The 17,486-nt window shown below is 68.3% G+C and carries 14 protein-coding genes; 8 read left to right on the plus strand and 6 right to left on the minus strand.

Annotated elements, in window-relative coordinates:
• Positions 1-6: 6 nt before the first annotated feature.
• Positions 7-1,047, plus strand: a complete 1,041-nt coding sequence (locus DIE22_RS32730) for an EscU/YscU/HrcU family type III secretion system export apparatus switch protein (protein WP_124606996.1) — start codon at positions 7-9, stop codon at positions 1,045-1,047.
• Between the two features lie 257 nt (positions 1,048-1,304).
• Complete coding sequence (gene asnB, locus DIE22_RS32735; protein ID WP_124606997.1) at positions 1,305-3,272, plus strand: asparagine synthase (glutamine-hydrolyzing); 1,968 nt, start codon at positions 1,305-1,307, stop codon at positions 3,270-3,272.
• Positions 3,273-3,333: 61 nt separating this feature from the next.
• Here the strand turns inward: asnB and DIE22_RS32740 are convergent, their stop codons facing one another.
• The 4 genes from DIE22_RS32740 to DIE22_RS32755 form a co-directional block, all read right to left on the minus strand.
• A complete protein-coding gene (locus DIE22_RS32740) occupies positions 3,334-4,137 on the minus strand; it encodes a lytic transglycosylase domain-containing protein (protein WP_124606998.1) in 804 nt (267 codons plus the stop codon).
• On the minus strand, positions 4,134-4,808 hold the full coding sequence (sctR, locus tag DIE22_RS32745) for a type III secretion system export apparatus subunit SctR (RefSeq protein ID WP_124499230.1): 675 nt from the start codon (positions 4,806-4,808) through the stop codon (positions 4,134-4,136). The genes DIE22_RS32740 and sctR overlap by 4 nt, the downstream gene beginning before the upstream one ends.
• Before the next feature lie 3 nt (positions 4,809-4,811).
• Positions 4,812-5,966 (minus strand): type III secretion system cytoplasmic ring protein SctQ, encoded by a 1,155-nt coding sequence (gene sctQ / locus DIE22_RS32750; RefSeq protein WP_124606999.1) that lies wholly within the window; start codon positions 5,964-5,966, stop codon positions 4,812-4,814.
• Between the two features lie 366 nt (positions 5,967-6,332).
• Positions 6,333-6,731: a winged helix-turn-helix domain-containing protein gene (locus DIE22_RS32755; RefSeq protein ID WP_124607000.1), complete on the minus strand. Its 399-nt coding sequence runs from the start codon at positions 6,729-6,731 to the stop codon at positions 6,333-6,335.
• 433 nt (positions 6,732-7,164) lie between these two features.
• Between DIE22_RS32755 and DIE22_RS32760 the strand changes: the two genes are divergently transcribed.
• Positions 7,165-8,367, plus strand: coding sequence for a Fic family protein (locus DIE22_RS32760; protein WP_124607001.1), 1,203 nt, complete (start codon positions 7,165-7,167; stop codon positions 8,365-8,367).
• 102 nt (positions 8,368-8,469) lie between these two features.
• Here DIE22_RS32760 and DIE22_RS32765 read toward each other — a convergent pair whose 3' ends face one another.
• Positions 8,470-10,680, minus strand: a complete 2,211-nt coding sequence (locus tag DIE22_RS32765) for a xanthine dehydrogenase family protein molybdopterin-binding subunit (RefSeq protein ID WP_124607002.1) — start codon at positions 10,678-10,680, stop codon at positions 8,470-8,472.
• 2 nt (positions 10,681-10,682) lie between these two features.
• Entirely contained in the window at positions 10,683-11,144 is a 462-nt protein-coding gene (locus DIE22_RS32770) for a (2Fe-2S)-binding protein (RefSeq protein ID WP_124499225.1), read from the minus strand.
• 180 nt (positions 11,145-11,324) lie between these two features.
• Here DIE22_RS32770 and DIE22_RS32775 point away from each other — a divergent pair, with 180 nt between their 5' ends.
• The 5 genes from DIE22_RS32775 to DIE22_RS32800 all read left to right on the plus strand — a co-directional run bounded on the left by DIE22_RS32775 (position 11,325) and on the right by DIE22_RS32800 (position 17,341).
• The gene (locus DIE22_RS32775; RefSeq protein WP_124499224.1) at positions 11,325-12,251 is read left to right on the plus strand and encodes an AraC family transcriptional regulator; all 927 of its coding nucleotides are present in this window, start codon (positions 11,325-11,327) and stop codon (positions 12,249-12,251) included.
• A gap of 1,964 nt (positions 12,252-14,215) precedes the next feature.
• Positions 14,216-14,542, plus strand: a complete 327-nt coding sequence (locus tag DIE22_RS32785; protein WP_124499223.1) for a hypothetical protein — start codon at positions 14,216-14,218, stop codon at positions 14,540-14,542.
• Between the two features lie 111 nt (positions 14,543-14,653).
• Positions 14,654-15,244: a hypothetical protein gene (locus DIE22_RS32790; RefSeq protein WP_124499222.1), complete on the plus strand. Its 591-nt coding sequence runs from the start codon at positions 14,654-14,656 to the stop codon at positions 15,242-15,244.
• 76 nt (positions 15,245-15,320) lie between these two features.
• Positions 15,321-15,602, plus strand: a complete 282-nt coding sequence (locus DIE22_RS32795) for a hypothetical protein (protein ID WP_124499221.1) — start codon at positions 15,321-15,323, stop codon at positions 15,600-15,602.
• A 44-nt stretch (positions 15,603-15,646) separates the two neighbouring features.
• Positions 15,647-17,341, plus strand: coding sequence for a chemotaxis protein CheA (locus DIE22_RS32800; protein WP_124607003.1), 1,695 nt, complete (start codon positions 15,647-15,649; stop codon positions 17,339-17,341).
• Positions 17,342-17,486 lie beyond the last annotated feature (145 nt).

The raw sequence follows: 17,486 nt of genomic DNA on the forward strand, positions 1-17,486 counted from the left end.
GCATCCATGGCCGAAAAGAACCAGCAGCCGACCGCGAAGCGCCTGCGCGAGGCGCGCCGGAAAGGCGACGTGCCGAAGAGCGCGGAGACGATCTCGTCGGCGTTCTTCGTCGGCGTGTGCGTCGCGCTCGCGGTGGGGCTCGGCACGCTGTTCGCGCGGCTGCAAGCGCTGTTCCGGCTCGTGTTCGCCGCGGCCGGCGCGGCCGGCGCGGCCGATCCGTCCGCGCGGCTCGCGGTGCTGATCGACGGCGCCGCGCGCGACTGGGCCATGCTGTCCGCGCAGATCGTCGCGGCCGGGCTGCTGGCCGGCCTGCTCGCGGGCTTCGTGCAGGTGGGCGGCGTGATGGCGTGGAGCCGGCTCGTGCCGCAGCTGTCGCGGCTCAATCCGGCCGAGGGGCTGAAGAACATGTGGTCGATGCGCAACCTCGTGAACCTCGCGAAGATGCTGCTGAAGACCGTGCTGCTGGCCGCGACGCTCGGCTGGCTGATCGTCGAGTCGCTCGACCCGGCGGTGCAGTCCGGCTTCACGCGGCCGATGTCGATCCTCGCGCTGATCGTGAAGCTGCTGATGCTGCTGTTCGGCTGGGCCGCACTGATCTACATCGTGATGGCGCTGATCGACATCGTGCACCAGCGGCGCGAGTTCAATCAGAAGATGAAGATGTCGATCGAGGAAGTGCGGCGCGAGCACAAGGAAGACGAAGGCGATCCGCACATCGAGGCGAAGCGCCGGCAGCTCGCGCGCGAAGCGCAGTTCTCGTCGCTGCCCGACCGGATCGGCTTCGCGTCGGTGGTCGTCTATTCGTCGAGCGTCGCGGTCGCGCTCTATTACGGCGGCGTCGGCACGCTGCCGTGGGTGCTCGCGCGCGGCGAGGGCGAGGCGGCCGAACGGATCGTGCGGCTCGCGCGCGACGCGCTGCGCCCGACACTCGCGAACGCCGGCCTCGCGCAGGCGCTGTACGAGAGCACGCCTGAAAAGGGCACGATCCAGCAACAGCATTTCCGCGAGGTCGCGCAGTTGCTGAAGTGGGCGACCGGCGCGGCCTGACGCGCACGGCCTGTCGGGGCCGGAACACCAGCATGCGCGCGATCCAGCGCTACCCCGTGATGCGGACCTGTTTTCCGGCTCGCCGGGCTGATCGCACGCGGCGCTTGACGCCGGTTTTTTTCCGGATTCATCCGACATTCACCCATGAATTATTGCTGATTTATTTCTTCGTAATATGGCTCGACCGTCAGCCGGACGGCGGGCCGCGAGGTTGCGCCGCCGCTGACGGAACAGGTCAACAGGGGCAGACAAATCAAATGTGCGGAATCGACGGCTTTCTGAATAGCGTCGCCTTCGATGAGGAGACAGCGCGCGGCACGCTCGCGCGAATGACGGCGAGCCTCGCGCATCGCGGGCCCGACGGGCAGGGCCTCTGGGTCGACCCGGAAGCCGGTATCGCGCTCGGCCACCGGCGGCTTGCGATCGTCGATCTGTCGGTCCACGGCCGGCAACCGATGGCATCCGCGTGCGGCCGCTACGTCATGGTCTTCAACGGCGAAATCTACAACCATCGCGAGTTGCGCGCGGAGCTCGAGCGCGCGGGTCGCGCACCGGCGTGGCGCGGCCACTCCGACAGCGAGGTGCTGATCGCGGCGATCGTCGCGTGGGGCGTCGAGGCGACGCTGCGGCGCGCGACCGGCATGTTCGCGTTCGCGCTGTGGAATCGCGCGTCGCGGGTGCTGACGCTCGCACGCGACCGGATCGGCGAGAAGCCGCTCTACTACGGCCGGATCGGCGACGCACTGGTGTTCGCGTCGGAGCTGAAGGCGCTGCGCGGCTATCCGGGCTTCGACGGCACGATCGATCGCGACGCGCTGTGCCTGTACCTGCGCCAGTCGAGCGTGCCGGCACCGCATACGATCTATCGCGGCATCAGCAAGCTGCCGCCGGGCACCTTCATCCAGTTCGAGCATGCGCGCGACACGCCGCGCGTGCGCGCGTACTGGACGCTCGAGCAGGCGATCGAAGCCGGCCGCGAGCAGCCGTTCGAGGGCGGCGCCGACGAGGCCGTCGGGCAGCTCGACGCGATCCTGCGCCGGGCCGTCGCGCGGCAGATGGAAGCCGACGTGCCGCTCGGCGCGTTCCTGTCGGGCGGCATCGATTCGTCGGCGATCGTCGCGCTGATGCAGGCGCAGTCGGCGAACCCGGTCGACACGTTCACGATCGGCTTTCATGAGGCCGGCTACGATGAAGCCGGCTATGCGAAGGCGGTCGCGCGCCATCTCGGCACGCGGCATACCGAGCTCTACGTGACCGCCGACCATGCGCTCGGCGTCGTGCCGAAACTGCCGACGATCTATGACGAACCGTTCGCCGACGCATCGCAGATTCCGACCTTTCTCGTATCGGAGATGACGCGCCGGCACGTGAAGGTGAGCCTGTCCGGCGATGGCGGCGACGAACTGTTCGGCGGCTATACGCGCTACTTCCTGACGCCGCGCCTGTGGCGCAAGCTGCATCGCGTGCCGGCGGCGGTGCGCGCGCGGATCGCCGCCGCGCTGCATGCGCTGCGCCCCGATCATGCGGACCAGCTCGCGGCGGTCGCGCAGGGCGCATGGGGCGGCGTGGAAGCGCGCGATTCGGCGGCCCGCATCGGCGACCGGCTGCACAAGCTCGGCCACGTGATGACGGCCGAGAGCCGCATCGGGCTGTACCGGCTGCTGATGTCGTCGGTGCATCATCCGGAGCGCATCGCGCTCGCCGGACAGGAGCCGCCGACGCCGCTCGACACGGTGTCCGCATGGCCGGCGAACCTGAGCTTCGCCGAGCAGGCGATGGCGATCGACACGCTCACGTACCTGCCGACCGACATCCTCGCGAAGGTCGACCGTGCGGCGATGGCGGTGAGCCTCGAGACGCGCATGCCGTTCCTCGATCATCACGTCGTCGAATTCGCGTGGCGGGTGCCTGCGGCGGTGCGTTTGCCGGAAGGGCAATCGAAGGCGCTGCTGCGCCGGCTGCTGGACCAGTACGTGCCGTCGGCGCTGATCGACCGCCCCAAGCAGGGCTTCTGCGCGCCCGTCGATCACTGGCTGCGCGGCGCGTTGCGCGACTGGGCCGACGCGCTGCTGCAGCCGTCGCGGCTGCGCGACGAGGGCTTCTTCGACGCGCAGGCGGTCGAGCGCCTGTGGCGCCAGCATCAGACGGGCCGGATGAACTGGCAGCACCAGCTATGGACGGTGCTGATGTTCCAGGCGTGGCTGGAGGCGCAGCGCGCCGCATGATGCGGGATGACGCGGTGCGCCGCGTCGTCCCGCGCACGTCATGCCGGTGTCGTGCCGCCGCTCACTGATCGAGACACCGCACGCACAGCCGCTTCGCCTGGCTCGCCGACAACCCGTGGCACATCATCACGACCGGGCGCGCATGGCACGACGGCGCGTCGGCCGATGCCGCGGGCGACGCGAGCCGGCGCGCGTGTTCGGGCGGCGTGGTCGCGGCCGCGTCCATGCGCCGTTGTCGCGCGGGCGGCGGCAGGTCGCGCACCACCGGAATCGGCTCGACGCCGCCTTCGCGCGCATTGCGCTGCGCGCTCGCGACGACCCGGCTCACATAGCCGCTCGAGAAACCGGTCGTGAAGTTGCCGCTGTAGTAGCACGACAGCGCCGCGCGCAACGCGGCCTGCGCGGGGCGGCCGGTGTTCGACGAACGCGCGAAGCATTCGGTCAGGATCGCGCCGCCCGCCCGCAGGTTGCGGCACGGTTCGAACATCGTCGTGTCGTCGAGGCCGTATTTGGCGAAATTGCGCTCGTTCACCTGCGCGAGGCCGACGCTGTAGCTGAAGCCGCGCGCGGCCAGCTCGCTCGCGGTCGCGTGCGCTTCGTCGAGCGACGCGGGCTGGCGGGCCAGGTGAGCGCCGACCACGCCGATCGCATACGGATTGAAACCGGATTCGGTGCGCACCAGCGCGGCGAGCGTGTCGGGGTCGACGTTCGGCGCGCAGGCGCGCGCGAGCTGCGCGAAGCCCGCGGCGCTGCCGGCCGCGTGCGCGCTGCGCGGCTGCATGCCTGCACCGGCGAGCGCCAGTGCGAGCGTCGTGATCAGCGCGCACAGGCGCGCAACGGCGGAGCGCCCGCCGCGCGCGTTCATCCCGCCCCCGCCACGCGATACGACAGCACGAGCCCGTGCACGAGCAGCGACCAGCCGTCGAGCGCGACGAACAGCAGCAGCTTGAACGGCACCGAGATCGTCGTCGGCGAGATCATCTGCATCCCGAGCGCGAGCAGGATGTTCGCGACCAGCAGGTCGACGACGATGAACACGATATAGATCACGAAGCCGATCTGGAATGCCTTGGTCAGCTCGGCGAGCGTGAAGCTCGGCACCAGCACGAGCAGGTCGTCGTCCTTGATGCCGTCCGCGCGATTCTTCGGCCAGACCGACGTCGCGGTGCGCACGAAGAATTCGCGGTCGCGCTGCCGCGTATGCGACACCAGGAAATCCTTGATCGGCGGCAGCGCGGCATCGGCGAGCGCGCCGATATCGGCGGTCGACAGTTGCCCCGACGCGTCGAAGTGGCGAGACTGCAGCGCGTCGCGGATCGACATCCCGACCGGCGCCATGATGAACAGCGACAGGATCAGCGCGATGCCGTTCAGCACGAGGTTCGGCGGCACCTGCTGGATCCCGAGCGCGGAGCGCAGCAGGCCGAGCACGACCACGAGCTTCGTGTAGCTCGTCACCATCAGCGCCGCGAATGGCGCGATGCCGAGCGCGGCGATCACCGCGATCAGCGCGACCGGATTCGGCAGGCTGCCCATCGTTCAGCGCTCGCGCGGCGCGGGCTGCGTCAGCGTGACGACGCGCACGCCGAGCTTCTGGCCGACCGCGATCAGGTGGCCGGTGCCGATCAGCATCCCGTTCGCGACGAGATGGATCACGCTCTGGTTGATGCCCTGCTGCAGCTCGATCACCGCGCCCGGCTGCAGCGCGCCGAGCTCGCCGAGCGGGATCGACGTGGGCGGCAGATCGAAGCGCAGGTCGACCGCGAGGCCGTCGAGCGAGCGCGGCGCATCGTCCGGCGACGCGTCGTGCGTGCTCGCGTGCGGGGTGTCGGTGCGGGTCGGTTCCAAAGGCATCTCCCTGATTCGTTCGACGGTCAGCCGGTTGCCCGACGGCCGTCCGGTGATCTCCCACGCCGGCGCGGCCGGCACCCGCGCGACGCACAGCAGGTTCTGCTCGTGCGCGCGCCAGCGCTCGATCGCGATGATGTCGCCGCCGACGACGTCGGCCAGCTCGGCGATCGTCAGCTCGGTCCGGCCGATCTCGAACACCAGCGGCACCGGCAGGTTGGCATACGCGGCGCGCGTATCGGGCCGTGCGGCTGCCGGCGCCGCGAAGAACACCGCGAGCGCGTCCGGCGCATCGAACAGCAGCGCGCCATGGCAGCGCCATGCATCCTCGGCGCGACGCAGCTCGAAGCGCAGCGCGGCCGGCGCGGTGCGCCACGCGGGCACGCTCGCCGGCGGCGGCAGCAATTCCACGCGCTGCCGCGTCGCGGCCTGCAGCACGGCGGCCAGCGGCGCGGCCAGGTCGGCGAGCAGCGCCGCGCGGATCACGGCCGGTACGGCCGGGTCGGCCGCGTCGCCGAGCCAGGCGCTTTCGGCGACCGGATCGATCCACAGCGTGCCGGCGGCCGGGCCGATGACGAAGCGGTACGCATGCGCGTCGGCAGCCGGTTCGGCGTCGACGCGCCAGCGCACCTCGTAAGCGTGTTCGCCGAGCGTGACCGGGACCGCGGCCGTCGCGCCGTAGGCATGCGACAGCCCGCGCGCGGCGGCGGCGGACAGGCGCGGCAGGTAGGGCGACGCGTCGAGCGCGACCGCGGCCGGCGGGGGCGGGCCGGCAGGCGCGGCGGCGGGCGGGGCCCGGTTCGCGGCGTCGCCCGCGTCGGCATTCGTCAGGGACAGCGCTGGCACGGCGGGATCAGGGCGGATTCGGCGTTGGGTCGACGGGTTGTGGTGGCCGGCGGCGCAGGGGGCGCGCGGCTGCTGCGTCGATTGTAGGGACGGCGCCGGCCGCGTGCCGCGCCGGAATCCGTAGTCGCGCGCGCCCGGTGGCCGCGCGGGCGGCGGCGAGCTACGAAGCCTGCTGCGCGGCGGCATGGCCGCGTGCCGCGTCGACCGCACACATGCGGCCGCCGCCCGGAGGCGGCGGTCATGTCGCGGCGGGGCAGGCGTGCCGGGCCGCGAGGCGCTGCACGCCGGACGCGCGGCGCGGTCGGGGGAAGCTTGCCGGCGCGCGGCGGGGCGCGGTGGGGGCGCGCGGGTGAACCCCGCTACGCGTTACGCGTAGTCGACGGCCAGCGCCGATTGCGGCGCGGCGCGCAGGATCGGCGCCACGTCGTGGCGCTCGACGTGCGTCATGGCCGCGCCGAACAGCACCAGCCGATAGCCGACCGCATAGATCGGGATGATCCGCAGGTTCTTGTCGTGATCGAGCCGCAGCTTCGAACGGATGCGCGAGATATGGGTGTCGAGCGTGCGCGACGACACGCCGAGCTCGCGGCCCCAGACCGCTTCCTGGATCGCTTGCCGCGGCACGATCTTGTTCATGTTGTCGAGCAGGAATTCGACGACATCGAATTCACGCGGCGTGACGTCGACGACTTTGTGGTCGATTTCGATCGTGCGGCGCACGAAGTTGATTTTTATGTTGTCGATGTACAGGTATTTGCAATCCATGGTGGCCCTCGCATGTCCGTAAAGGAGTGTTTGCGGGTCATGTACCGCAACTTCCAGGCCAGGGATGGGCCGCCAGGAAACGACGGACGGTGGTAGCGAGGCGGGCGGCGCGCCAGCCTTGAATCTAAAAGAATTTTTAACGCGGCACGCGCGGCGGGTTTTAGAAGGGTCGGAGCAATATTGAAGGATTGTTACGTAGCATCAGGCGGGAACGTTACGGGCGTTACGGGCGGCGTAACGTGGGGCGGCTGGTTGACGAGCAGCGATACCGCAGCGTGATGTCGTCGTGTGGTAGTGCGGGGACGTGTCAAATAAACCCTACATGGAACCCTACATCAAACCATCCTCAATTTTGAAAAATCACATATAAATCATGTGGATAAGCCGATATCATTCACGACATCAAACCCTACATTGAACCCGACAGCGAAGCATGACGACCGTTGCTGCTTTCGAACCGCTGTTCCCCGAGGATCGGGTCCTCGATCCGCTGCTTGAACACGCCGCACAACTCGTCGAGTCGTCGCAGCGCTTGCTCGCCGTGAGGGATACCCCCTTGGCCGGTGCGCTCGTTCCCCGGTTGCGCGCGATGAATTCGTACTACACGAACATGATCGAAGGTCAGCATACGACCCCTGCCAGGATCGAGGCCGCACTTCACCGGGATTACTCGACCGATATTGCCGAGCGCAAGAAACAGCGCTTCGCGGTCGCGCACATCGCGACGGAAGCGGCGCTCGAGGAAGAATGGGCCGCCCTGCCGGTCGCCGCGCTTTTCGAGCCTGCGCGAATCTCGGCCATTCACGAGCGGTTCTTTTCCTGCTTGCCTGCCGATGAACGACTCACCGAGGATGGGCAGACCATTGTGCCGGGCGAGCTTCGGCGCTCGGATGTCACGGTCGGACGCCATCTGGCGCCGGCGCCGGAGATGATCGAACCGTTGCTGCAGGCCTGGGCGGCACGTTACGCCCGCATCCGCGCGAAGGAATATCAAGTGATCGGGATCGCTTGCTCGCATCATCGTCTGGCGTGGGTGCATCCGTTCATGGACGGTAATGGCCGGGTGGCGCGTCTGCATTCGCATCTTGGACTACGCGCAGCCGATCTCACCCATGGGCTCTGGTCGCCACATCGCGGGTTGGCGCGCGAGCATGAGCAGTATTACGCGAGGTTGAGCGAAGCCGATCAGACTCGGCGCAACGATCTGGACGGCAGAGGCAACCTGTCTCAGGAAGGGCTGGTCAAGTTCGCGCGGTTCTTTCTGGACTGCTGCGAGGATCAAGTCGGATTCATGGTCCGTATGACGGCGTTCGACGGTGTGACGGGGCGTATGCTGGATCTGCTGCGGTACCTGGAATTTAATCCATGGACCATCCGTTCGGAAAAATCGGTCATCAAGGCGGAGACCGCCGCGCTGGCCATGGAGTTCGTCGCACTGCGCCGAGCCGTCACGCGTGCGGAATTCACGCAGATGCTTGGAGTCAGCGACGTGCTGGCGCGCCGCATCGTTCGATCGCTGCTCGACTTCGGGCTTCTGAATTCGCCGTCGCACCGCGGCGACCTTTCGTTCGGGTTGCCGCTTGCCGCACTTCGATTCCTTTTCCCAAGGCTTTGGCCGGAAGTGGAGCAGGAGTGAGCGATCCGGTCGATCACGTCGCGGGTGGCGTGACGGCAACACGGTAAATAACAAACACCGGCCGCGCGGCGTTTCGGCCCGCGGCCGGTGTTTCGTGGCCCGTCAAGCCTGCGCGTGATCGCCCGAATCGAACGGCAGCACGTAATGCCGCTTGCCGGTCGCCGCGAAGATCGCGTTGGCGACCGCCGGCCCGATCGGCGCGACACCTGGTTCGCCGACGCCGGTCGGCGCCTCCGCCGACGGCACGATATGCACCTCGACCTTCGGCATTTCCGCCATCCGCAGCACGTGGTAGCCGTCGAAGTTGCGCTGCTCGACGCGGCCGTCCTTCAGCGTGATCGCGCTGTGCAGCGCCGCGCCGAGCCCGAAGCCGATGCCGCCTTCCATCTGCGCGGCGACGATGTCCGGGTTGATCGCGATCCCGCAGTCGACCGCGCACACCACGCGTTCGACCTTCACCTTGCCGTCGGCGTCGATCGACACCTCGGCCACCTGCGCGACATAGCTCTTGAACGCCTCGGCCACCGCGATCCCGCGCCCGCGGCCCTTCGGCAGCGGCTTCGCCGGATCCCAGCCGGCCTTCTGCGCGGCCAGTTCGAGCACCGCGCGCATCCGCGGCTCCTTCGCGAGCAGGTCGCGGCGGAACAGGTACGGATCCTTGCCCGCCGCGTGCGCGGCTTCGTCGATGAACGCCTCGACCGCATACGCGGTGTGCGAGCTGCCGACCACGCGCCACCACAGCACGGGCAGGCCGACCTTGGTGGTGGTGAGTTCGACCGACACGTTCGGCACCGCGTACGGCAGGTTCGCCGCGCCCTCGACCGACGTCGCGTCGATCCCGTTCTTGACCATGAACGCTTCGAACGGCGTGCCCGCGAGGATCGACTGGCCGACGATCCGGTGCCGCCAGCCGACCAGCCGCCCGTCGGCGGTCAACCCCGCGTCGAGCTTGTGGAAGTACATCGGGCGATAGAAGCCGCCCTGGATGTCGTCCTCGCGCGTCCACTGCAGCTTGACCGGCTTGCCGTCCGCGCCGAGCGCCTTCGCGATCGACACGGCCTCGACCACATAGTCCGACCACGCGTTCGCCCGCCGGCCGAAGCTGCCGCCCGCGTACAGCGTGTGGATCCGCACCTGCTCGGGCTTCAGGCCCGCGACGTTGGCGGCGTTGCCCTGGTCGACCGTCTGGAACTGGTCGCCGGCCCAGATCTCGCAGCTGTTCGCCGTCAGCTTGACGACCGCGTCGAGCGGCTCCATCGGCGCATGGGCGAGATACGGGAATTCGTACGTCGCGCTGACCTTGCGCGCGGCGCCGGCGATCGCCGCGTCGGCATCGCCGTCCTTGCGCGCCGACGCGCCGGGCTTGGTGGCGAGCTGCCGGTATTCGCGCATGATCTCGTCCGAGCCGCGCTTCTCCGCGTTCGCTTCGTCCCATTCGACCTTCAGCGCGTCGCGGCCCTGTTTCGCGGCCCAGAAGCCGTTGGCGACGACCGCGATGCCGCCCGGCACCTGCACGACCGACACGACGCCCGGCACGGCCTTCGCGGCCGTCGCGTCGAACGACTTGACCGTCGCGCCGAAGCGCGGCGGGCGCTGCAGCAGCGCGACGCGCATGCCGGGGAAGGTGGTGTCGAGCGTGAAATGCGCGGTGCCGTTCGATTTGGCCGACGCATCGACGCGCGGAATGCGCTGGCCGATCAGCTTGAAGTCGGCCGGCTGCTTCAGCGCGACCTTGTCGGGCACCGGCAGTTTCGACGCGTCGGCGACGAGCGTGCCGTAGGCGGCCGTCTTGCCGCTCTTCGCATGCGTGACGACGCCGTTGGCGGTGGTCAGCTCGTTGGCCGGCACCTTCCAGCGGGCCGCGGCAGCCGACACGAGCATCGCGCGCGCCTTGCCGCCCGCTTCGCGTAACTGCTGCCACGAGTTCGACATGGCCGAACTGCCGCCCGTGCCCTGCATCGTGCCGAACGCGAGGTTCGCATAGCGCTTCGCATCGGCCGGCGCGCTCTCGACGCGCACGCTCGACCAGTCCGCGTCGAGCTCTTCCGCGACGATCGTCGCGATGCCGGTGTATGCACCCTGGCCCATCTCGACGTGCTTCGCGATGACCGTCACCGCGCCGTCGGGCGTGATGCGCAGGAACGCGTTCGGCGCGAACTCGGCGGCGGGCGTTGTCGCGGCGAGCGCGCGGCGGCCGAGGCCGGCCCATTCGAAGCCGATCGTCAGGCTGACGGCGGCCGCGGCGGCCGCGGCCTTCAGAAACGTGCGGCGCGACGGTCGCACCGAACCGGGGTTGTCGAGTTCGATCGTCATGGTCAGGCTCCCAGCGTCGCGGCCGCGTCGTGGATCGCGGCCCGGATGCGGGCGTAGGTCGCACAGCGGCAGATGTTGCCGTTCATCGCGGCGTCGATGTCCGCGTCGGTCGGCTTCGGGTTCTGTTCGAGCAGCGCGGCGGCCGACATGACCTGGCCGGACTGGCAATAGCCGCACTGCGGCACCTGCAGCTTCACCCAGGCGGCCTGGACGGCCTGCGCGGGCTTGCTCTGCAGGCCTTCGATCGTCGTGACGTGCTTGCCCTCGATGCCGGCGAGCGGCAGCACGCACGAGCGGACGGCCTGGCCTTCGAGATGAACCGTGCAGGCGCCGCACTGCGCCATGCCGCAGCCGAACTTCGTGCCGGTCAGCCCCGCGTGTTCGCGGATCGCCCAGAGGACGGGCATCGACGGATCGGCATCGAGCGTGACGCTCTTGCCGTTCAGGACAAACGTGGTGGGCATTTTTTGTCTCCGTGGGGAAAACCCGGCATGCGCCGGATCAGGTGGCAGTGTGCGCGAACGGCCGGTTTTTACGGCTACCCAATCCTGCAAATTTATTGAACAATCCTGCAAATCCCGGGCATGGCGGCGAGCGATTCGCTATGCTCGCGCGATTCAGGGAAATGAAGCGAGGAGTCCGTCATGGACATGATCGATAGCGCGTCGTCACGCGAATCCGGGCGGCGCGAACTGGCGTCGCTGATCGGCCGTTTCGCGCCGGCGGACGGCTCCCATTCGACCGCCGTGCCGGCGCTGATGCTGCACCGGCATACGCGTCCGGTCGATCTCGGCTGCGGCGTTTCGCGTGCCGCGCTCGTGATCGCCGCGCAGGGTGCGAAGCGCGTGATCGTGGCCGGCCAGGCTTACGAATACGACACGCGGAACTGCCTGATTACGTCGATCGACTTGCCGATTCTCTCGCGCGTTACCCAGGCGTCGCCCGACGCGCCTTACCTGTGCCTGTCGCTCACGCTCGATCCGCAGCGCATCGTCGAACTCGCGGCCGAGATGCGGCTGCCGGAGCCCGACGCGGGCCCCGAAGGCGAGGGTATCGCGCTCACCGAGCTGACGCCGCCGCTGCTCGATGCCGCGCTGCGGCTGTTGCGGCTGCTCGAAACGCCGGCCGATATTCCGGTGGTCGCGCCGCTGATCGAAAAGGAACTGCTGTACCGGCTGATGACGAGCGGGCAGGGTACGCGGCTGCGGCACATGGCCATCGCGGGCAGCCAGACGCACCGCATCGCGCGCGCGATCGAGTGGATCCGCGATCACTACGCGGAGCCGATGCGCGTCGACGCGCTTGCGCAGGCAGTCAACATGAGCGTGTCGTCGCTGCACCATCACTTCAAGCACGTGACCACGCTGAGCCCGCTGCAGTACCAGAAGCAGCTGCGGCTGCACGAGGCGCGCCGGCTGTTGCTGCGGCAGGGCGGCGACGTCGGTTCGGTGGCCACGGCGGTCGGCTACGAAAGCGCGTCGCAGTTCAGCCGCGAATACAGCCGGCTGTTCGGCGCGCCGCCGATGCGCGACGTCGTGCACCTGCGCAAGAAGGAACTGCTCGGCGCATAGCCGCGGTGCCGGCCATGTTGCGATGACGGTCGTTTTCAGGACCGACGCGGCGATTCCCGGTCCCGCACGCAGGTTGCGCCGTCGCGCGCCGAATTCGAATCTCAGGCAATCGGCATGCCAGGGGCGCCGCATGCATGCTGCATCCGGGCAGCGCACCGCGCAGCCGCGCTGCGCATGCGCTTCGGTTTCACGCATGCATCCTGCTAGGGCGCGCGCGGATGCGGCATGGGCCGGCTCGATACGAAGCGGCCTGCCGAAATGCGCAAGAATGTCGCATCGCGGCGGATTTCCAGCGATGAATCGCGCGTTGCACGAGCATGTTTCAGCGATGAGAATTGCGCTCGAGATCCCCTTCGGAAATGTTTCCTCCGCGTATCGCGTGTCGTCCGATCCGCCGTGAAGCCGGCGTGATTCGCGCATTGAACCGCGCTGGTCGTCGGCATCGGATGTCGGCGAGCCGAATGTGAAGAGTCGAGGTCGATCACGCGTATTGAAGGGCGGTGCGCAAGCGTCACGGGCTTTTCATGAATATGCAGGCGGATGAAAGCCGTGCCGGACCGAACTGAATCGGCTTTTTTTACCGCTCGTTCGCGTTGTCGGTCGACGCTCGATCCCGTCGGTATTTTCACGGATGAATCAATCGCGTTTCGGGCCTGCCGGTGCGCGCGTCCGGACGCGTCTCGGTGCCCGCCGCGTCGGCGCGCGAAAACGGATGCCGGGCGATTCGATTCGCGCGCGTCGTGACACCGGAGCGCCGTCGAATGGGGCACGGCAGGCGATTTGCGGGCGCCAAGGCGCGTATCGGCCGGCATAGGCGACGGCGCATTCTCAGGTTTGAAACACCCGTTCAACGGGCCCTTTCACGAGGCCCGGTGCGCCGCATTCGTCCGCCTTTACGGCATTGCTTCGTGGCATTCAAGGATCGATGCATGCCGTCGACCATTGTCGCGATACATTCCTGAAACAAAAAGTGCGGGTTCCGGCGAGAGGGCGGCGCGGCGCGGGCGGTTCGCGGCGCGCAAAGGTCGGTGGAATCATGTGTGGCATGCCGCTTGCGATATTGGACGCACCGGCGAGCGGTCGACCTGAAGCGACAAAGATGGGGGGCGGCCAACTCGTCAATAAGCAGTCGGGGAAACGACAATGAAGACCAGAAGCAGTAACTTGATCCGCGCATTCCTTGCGCACCCTTGGGGTAGTCGGACAGCTTGGGGGACGACTCGCGATGCAGTGCCAGCCTCGCGGGTTCGTCGCTGCCGGTTTCCCGGCATCCGCGCGTTGCGCGCGCTGGAACGCCTGTCGTTCCACGCGAGAACCGGCCGACAGCGGTGCTCCCCTTCATTCAGTTCGTCCGGATGGACCAGGCTGTTCGTGCCGGACAGCTTGCCCGCGATTCGTCTTCGACCGGGCCGGGCCGTCTCGATTGCGCCGGGCAAATGCCGGCGCTGGCTGGACTAGTTCGAACGCCCGTCGGCCGGATTGACCCGGCAGATCTTTGATCGATGGTTCAGGGAGAAGCGATGCCGCCCGGCTGTCATGCAGGCCCGTTATCGCAGCGATAACGCGCATGTTTCAGAGTGCACTGCATTAGCTGTGGAAAATCATATTCGCGCATTTTCGATCGCCGAAGCGAATGCCATGTGCCGGCATGACGCGGGAGTGAATTCCGAAAACAACTGATCCCGAACGGCGAATGCCGGTTTCCGGGTGCGCGGGACGATTTGTTTTCTGATAATAAAAAATCGATAAGAATTATCGAAAACATCTATAAAAAATTTCGGAAAACTAAAAAAAATACGAAGATGGACTTCGGCTGGCCAAAAATTACGGAATATCGGATTCGATGTGAGTCGATTATTTGTAATTAGATAGTGATCCTTATTGTTGGGGATTGCTCAAGGCAGGGAAGTTGAAGGCGTGCAGCTTTCCTTGCTTGTTCCGTCCACGCCGTTATGGAGTCGACCATGAAGAAGCTTCTGATTGCAGCAGCAGTTCTGGCGGTTTCGGGTGCAGCGTTCGCAGCGAGCGGCACGGTTTCGACCAGCAACTCGTCGAGCGGCGGCCAAACGATGGCCGGCGTTGTCGGGTTCGGTTCATTCACGGCCACGGACTCCGGTGCGGCACTCGGCGCAGCCGGTGCGACGGCCGGGGGCGGTGCGAGCAGCTCGATCTCGTACACGAACCACACCAACACGTCGACGGTGGGCGGCTTCGGCTGGGGCGGCGCACAAGCCGGCGGCTCGAGCGGCGCGAATGCCGGCTCGACCGGCTGGACGTTGTACCACTACTAAGCCGCGGCGCATAGCGTTCGTCATGGACTGGTGGCACGGATGCCGGGTTTCGTCCCGCGAGGGCGGACCCGGCGACCTGGCCACCGAACTTCCTCACAGCAAGGAATTGCTATGAAAGCCAACGTCTTTTTAGCGACGACGCTCAGCGTCCTGTCGTCGGCCGTACTGGCGTCCGGGCCGTCCACATTCAACCAGACGCAATCCGTTGCGGCAGGCGTCTCCGGTTCGGTGCTGGTCGGCACGGGCAGCTATACGAGCAACTCGGCTTCGGTCGCGGGCGCAAACGCTGGAAGTACCGTGACACCCGCCGGATCCACCGGCACGGCAACCGCCTATCACGACTCGACTTCGACGGCCAGCGGCTGGGGGACGAACGGGGGCGCGTTCGCGGCAGGCGGCGGTATCGGTGCCGCAGGCTCGTTCGGTGGAGCCGGCAACACGAGCGAGAACGCCAACGCGCTGTCGGGAGGGGTGACCGCCACGATCGTACTGGGCGCGAACCACTACACGGCAACCGGGGCGAACGACAGCGGCATTGCCAACGCGGGTGCCGCTGGCATGGCGGGCAGTGGCTGGTCGGGAACGATCGCGGGCTCGAACCACTACAACGCGTCGACCGTATGGGGTACCGGTGCGGCCGGATCGCCGTCCGCGTCGGGCGGCAGCCAGGGCAGCGCCGGCGCGACCGCCGGCAGTCCTTGATGCGGGTGTCGGGGGGACCAGTTTCCCAGCGATGCTGGTCTCTTTCCTCGCCTTGTTGTCAACGTAAGGAGTTGACATGAAGCAGAAACTGATTGCCGCCGCTCTGATGCTCGCGTCTCTGACGGCGTATGGCGCTGACCGTGCTGCCGACGACGTGCAATCGAATGTGCAAACGTCAAACAACCATGACCAGACAACCAAACCGTCGCAACAGCAAACGCTTTCGTCGGGCAGTGCCATCGGCGCACCGGAGGCCCCGCAATGGCCGGGCATGTCGGGCGGTTCATGGTCCCGGCTGGGCAGCGGCTGGAAACAGTTCGGGGAAGCAGGCAAAGCCGAGGGAATTCAGGGGAATTAGTACGGTTGCCTGGGTGGGAGGTCAAACCTCGTCCGGAGATTGAAATGAACAGCAACAAGATCAGGGTGGCATGTGCGGCGATGTTCGCGATGGCCACGATCGGTGCCCAAGCGCAAACCGCCGACTCGACTTCGAGCGCGCAGTCCTCGACGTCGTCGACGGCCATCAGCCAGGGCGGTGGCTCGAGCATGAACACGAACGTCACCAGTTCGCGCGGTGGCAACGCCAGCAGTTCCAGTACGAGCGGCGTGCGCGGGAGTGGCAATTCGACCGTGCAGGTCAACTTGACGTTGCCGTCTTCCACGAGTGGCGGCTCGAACGTGACGCCGCAGAGCACGAGCGCGCTCGCGGCCGGCACGCCCGGCACCAGTCCGTACAACACCCAGGCGACGGAAAACGTCAACTACTCGGGTACCCAGACGATCAAGACGAACCCGGCGATCCAGGCGCCAGGCCTCACGACCACGCTGTCCGATACGTGCATGGGCTCGGTGAGCGTCGGCGTGTCGTTCCCGGGCTTCGGCGCGACGGGCGGCACGACCCTGGTCGACCAGGCGTGCGTGCGCCGTCTCGATGCGCGTGAATTCCGCGCGATGGGGCTGACCGACGTCGCGCTTGCACTGCTCTGCCAGAGCGACGCGAACCGGCGCGCGGTGGAAGCGACCGGGCACCTGTGCCCGGGCACGACGGCGCCGCTCGCGCGCTCGAACGTGGCGCCGAGCGCGGAAGCAACCGTCGCCGACGATGTGAAGTATCGCGATCCGCTCGTGCGCAACCGCATGGGCCTGCCGCCGCTCGACGCGGCCGCGCCGGCGCCCGCGCAGACGCGGCCGATAGCGACGACCGCGGTCCGGGCAGCGCCGATCCCGGTGCCGGTGCCCGCGCCGTCGATCGCCGCGCCGGCCGTCAGCGCGGTGCCGGGCGCGACGCAGGCGGCCGCCGCAAAGGCGTCGCAAGCGGCTGCCGTCGTGCCGGTTAGCGCAGCCGCACCGGTTGCCGCACCTGCCGTCGCACCTGCCGCGATGAGCGCGGTGCCTGCTGCCGCCATCGTTGCAGCGCCGGCCGTCGCCGACAAGACGCCTGAACCTGCGCCGGCGGTTGCCGGCAAGGCGCCGGAACCTGTGTCGGCAGTGGCCGACAAGGCACGTGAACCTGCACCGGTCGTCGCCGACGAGGCGCCTGAACCTGCACCGGCGGTGGCCGACGAGGCGCCTGAACCTGCACCGGCGGTGGCCGACGAGGCGCCTGAACCTGCGCCGGCAGTGGCCGGCAAGGCGCCTGAACCTGCACCGGCGGTGGCCGACAAGGCGCCGGAACCCGCGCCGGCCGTCGCCGACAAGGCGCCTGAACCTGCACCGGTTGTTGCCGACAAGGCACTGGAACCCGCGCCGGCTGTCGCCGGCAAGGCGCCGGAACCCGTACCGGCCGCGACCGGCGCCGCACCGCAGACGGCGGACGCAGCAGCGCCCGCGCCCGCGGTCGATGCGAAGGATGCCGAACCGGTTTCCCAGGCAGCAGCCGAAGCGCCTGCGCCGGACGCCGCGCAGCCCGTCGCGGCCGACACGCCGGCCGCCGATGCGAAGGCGGCGGACACGGTCGAATCCGCAGCCGCGCCCGCACCGTCCGCCGAGATGCCCGCCGCCTCCGATCGGGCGCCGACCGCGGTCGACCAGCAGGCCGCCCCGGCAGCGCCGGCGATGCCGGCCCCGACCGTCATCTCGACGAGCACGTCGTCATAAGCCCGCGGGCCCGGGGGGGGGGGGGGGGGGGGGGGGGGGGGGGGGGGGGGGGGGGGGGGGGGGGGGGGCGCGCGGCGCCCCCCCCCCCCCCCCCCCCCCCCCGCCGCGCGCGGCGCGGCCGGCCCGGGCGGCGCCCGCCCGCGCG

Origin of the sequence: Burkholderia sp. Bp9142, from assembly GCF_003853415.1 — a bacterium.
In the GTDB taxonomy this organism is placed as follows: Bacteria; Pseudomonadota; Gammaproteobacteria; order Burkholderiales; family Burkholderiaceae; genus Burkholderia.

Coding starts and splice junctions, on each gene's coding strand:
- DIE22_RS32730 (WP_124606996.1), top strand. CDS start 7: ATGGCCGAAAAGAACCAGCAGCCGACCGCGAAGCGCCTGCGCGAGGCG.
- asnB (WP_124606997.1), top strand. CDS start 1,305: ATGTGCGGAATCGACGGCTTTCTGAATAGCGTCGCCTTCGATGAGGAG.
- DIE22_RS32740 (WP_124606998.1), bottom strand. CDS start 4,137: ATGAACGCGCGCGGCGGGCGCTCCGCCGTTGCGCGCCTGTGCGCGCTG.
- sctR (WP_124499230.1), bottom strand. CDS start 4,808: ATGGGCAGCCTGCCGAATCCGGTCGCGCTGATCGCGGTGATCGCCGCG.
- DIE22_RS32755 (WP_124607000.1), bottom strand. CDS start 6,731: ATGGATTGCAAATACCTGTACATCGACAACATAAAAATCAACTTCGTG.
- DIE22_RS32760 (WP_124607001.1), top strand. CDS start 7,165: ATGACGACCGTTGCTGCTTTCGAACCGCTGTTCCCCGAGGATCGGGTC.
- DIE22_RS32765 (WP_124607002.1), bottom strand. CDS start 10,680: ATGACGATCGAACTCGACAACCCCGGTTCGGTGCGACCGTCGCGCCGC.
- DIE22_RS32770 (WP_124499225.1), bottom strand. CDS start 11,144: ATGCCCACCACGTTTGTCCTGAACGGCAAGAGCGTCACGCTCGATGCC.
- DIE22_RS32775 (WP_124499224.1), top strand. CDS start 11,325: ATGGACATGATCGATAGCGCGTCGTCACGCGAATCCGGGCGGCGCGAA.
- DIE22_RS32785 (WP_124499223.1), top strand. CDS start 14,216: ATGAAGAAGCTTCTGATTGCAGCAGCAGTTCTGGCGGTTTCGGGTGCA.
- DIE22_RS32790 (WP_124499222.1), top strand. CDS start 14,654: ATGAAAGCCAACGTCTTTTTAGCGACGACGCTCAGCGTCCTGTCGTCG.
- DIE22_RS32795 (WP_124499221.1), top strand. CDS start 15,321: ATGAAGCAGAAACTGATTGCCGCCGCTCTGATGCTCGCGTCTCTGACG.
- DIE22_RS32800 (WP_124607003.1), top strand. CDS start 15,647: ATGAACAGCAACAAGATCAGGGTGGCATGTGCGGCGATGTTCGCGATG.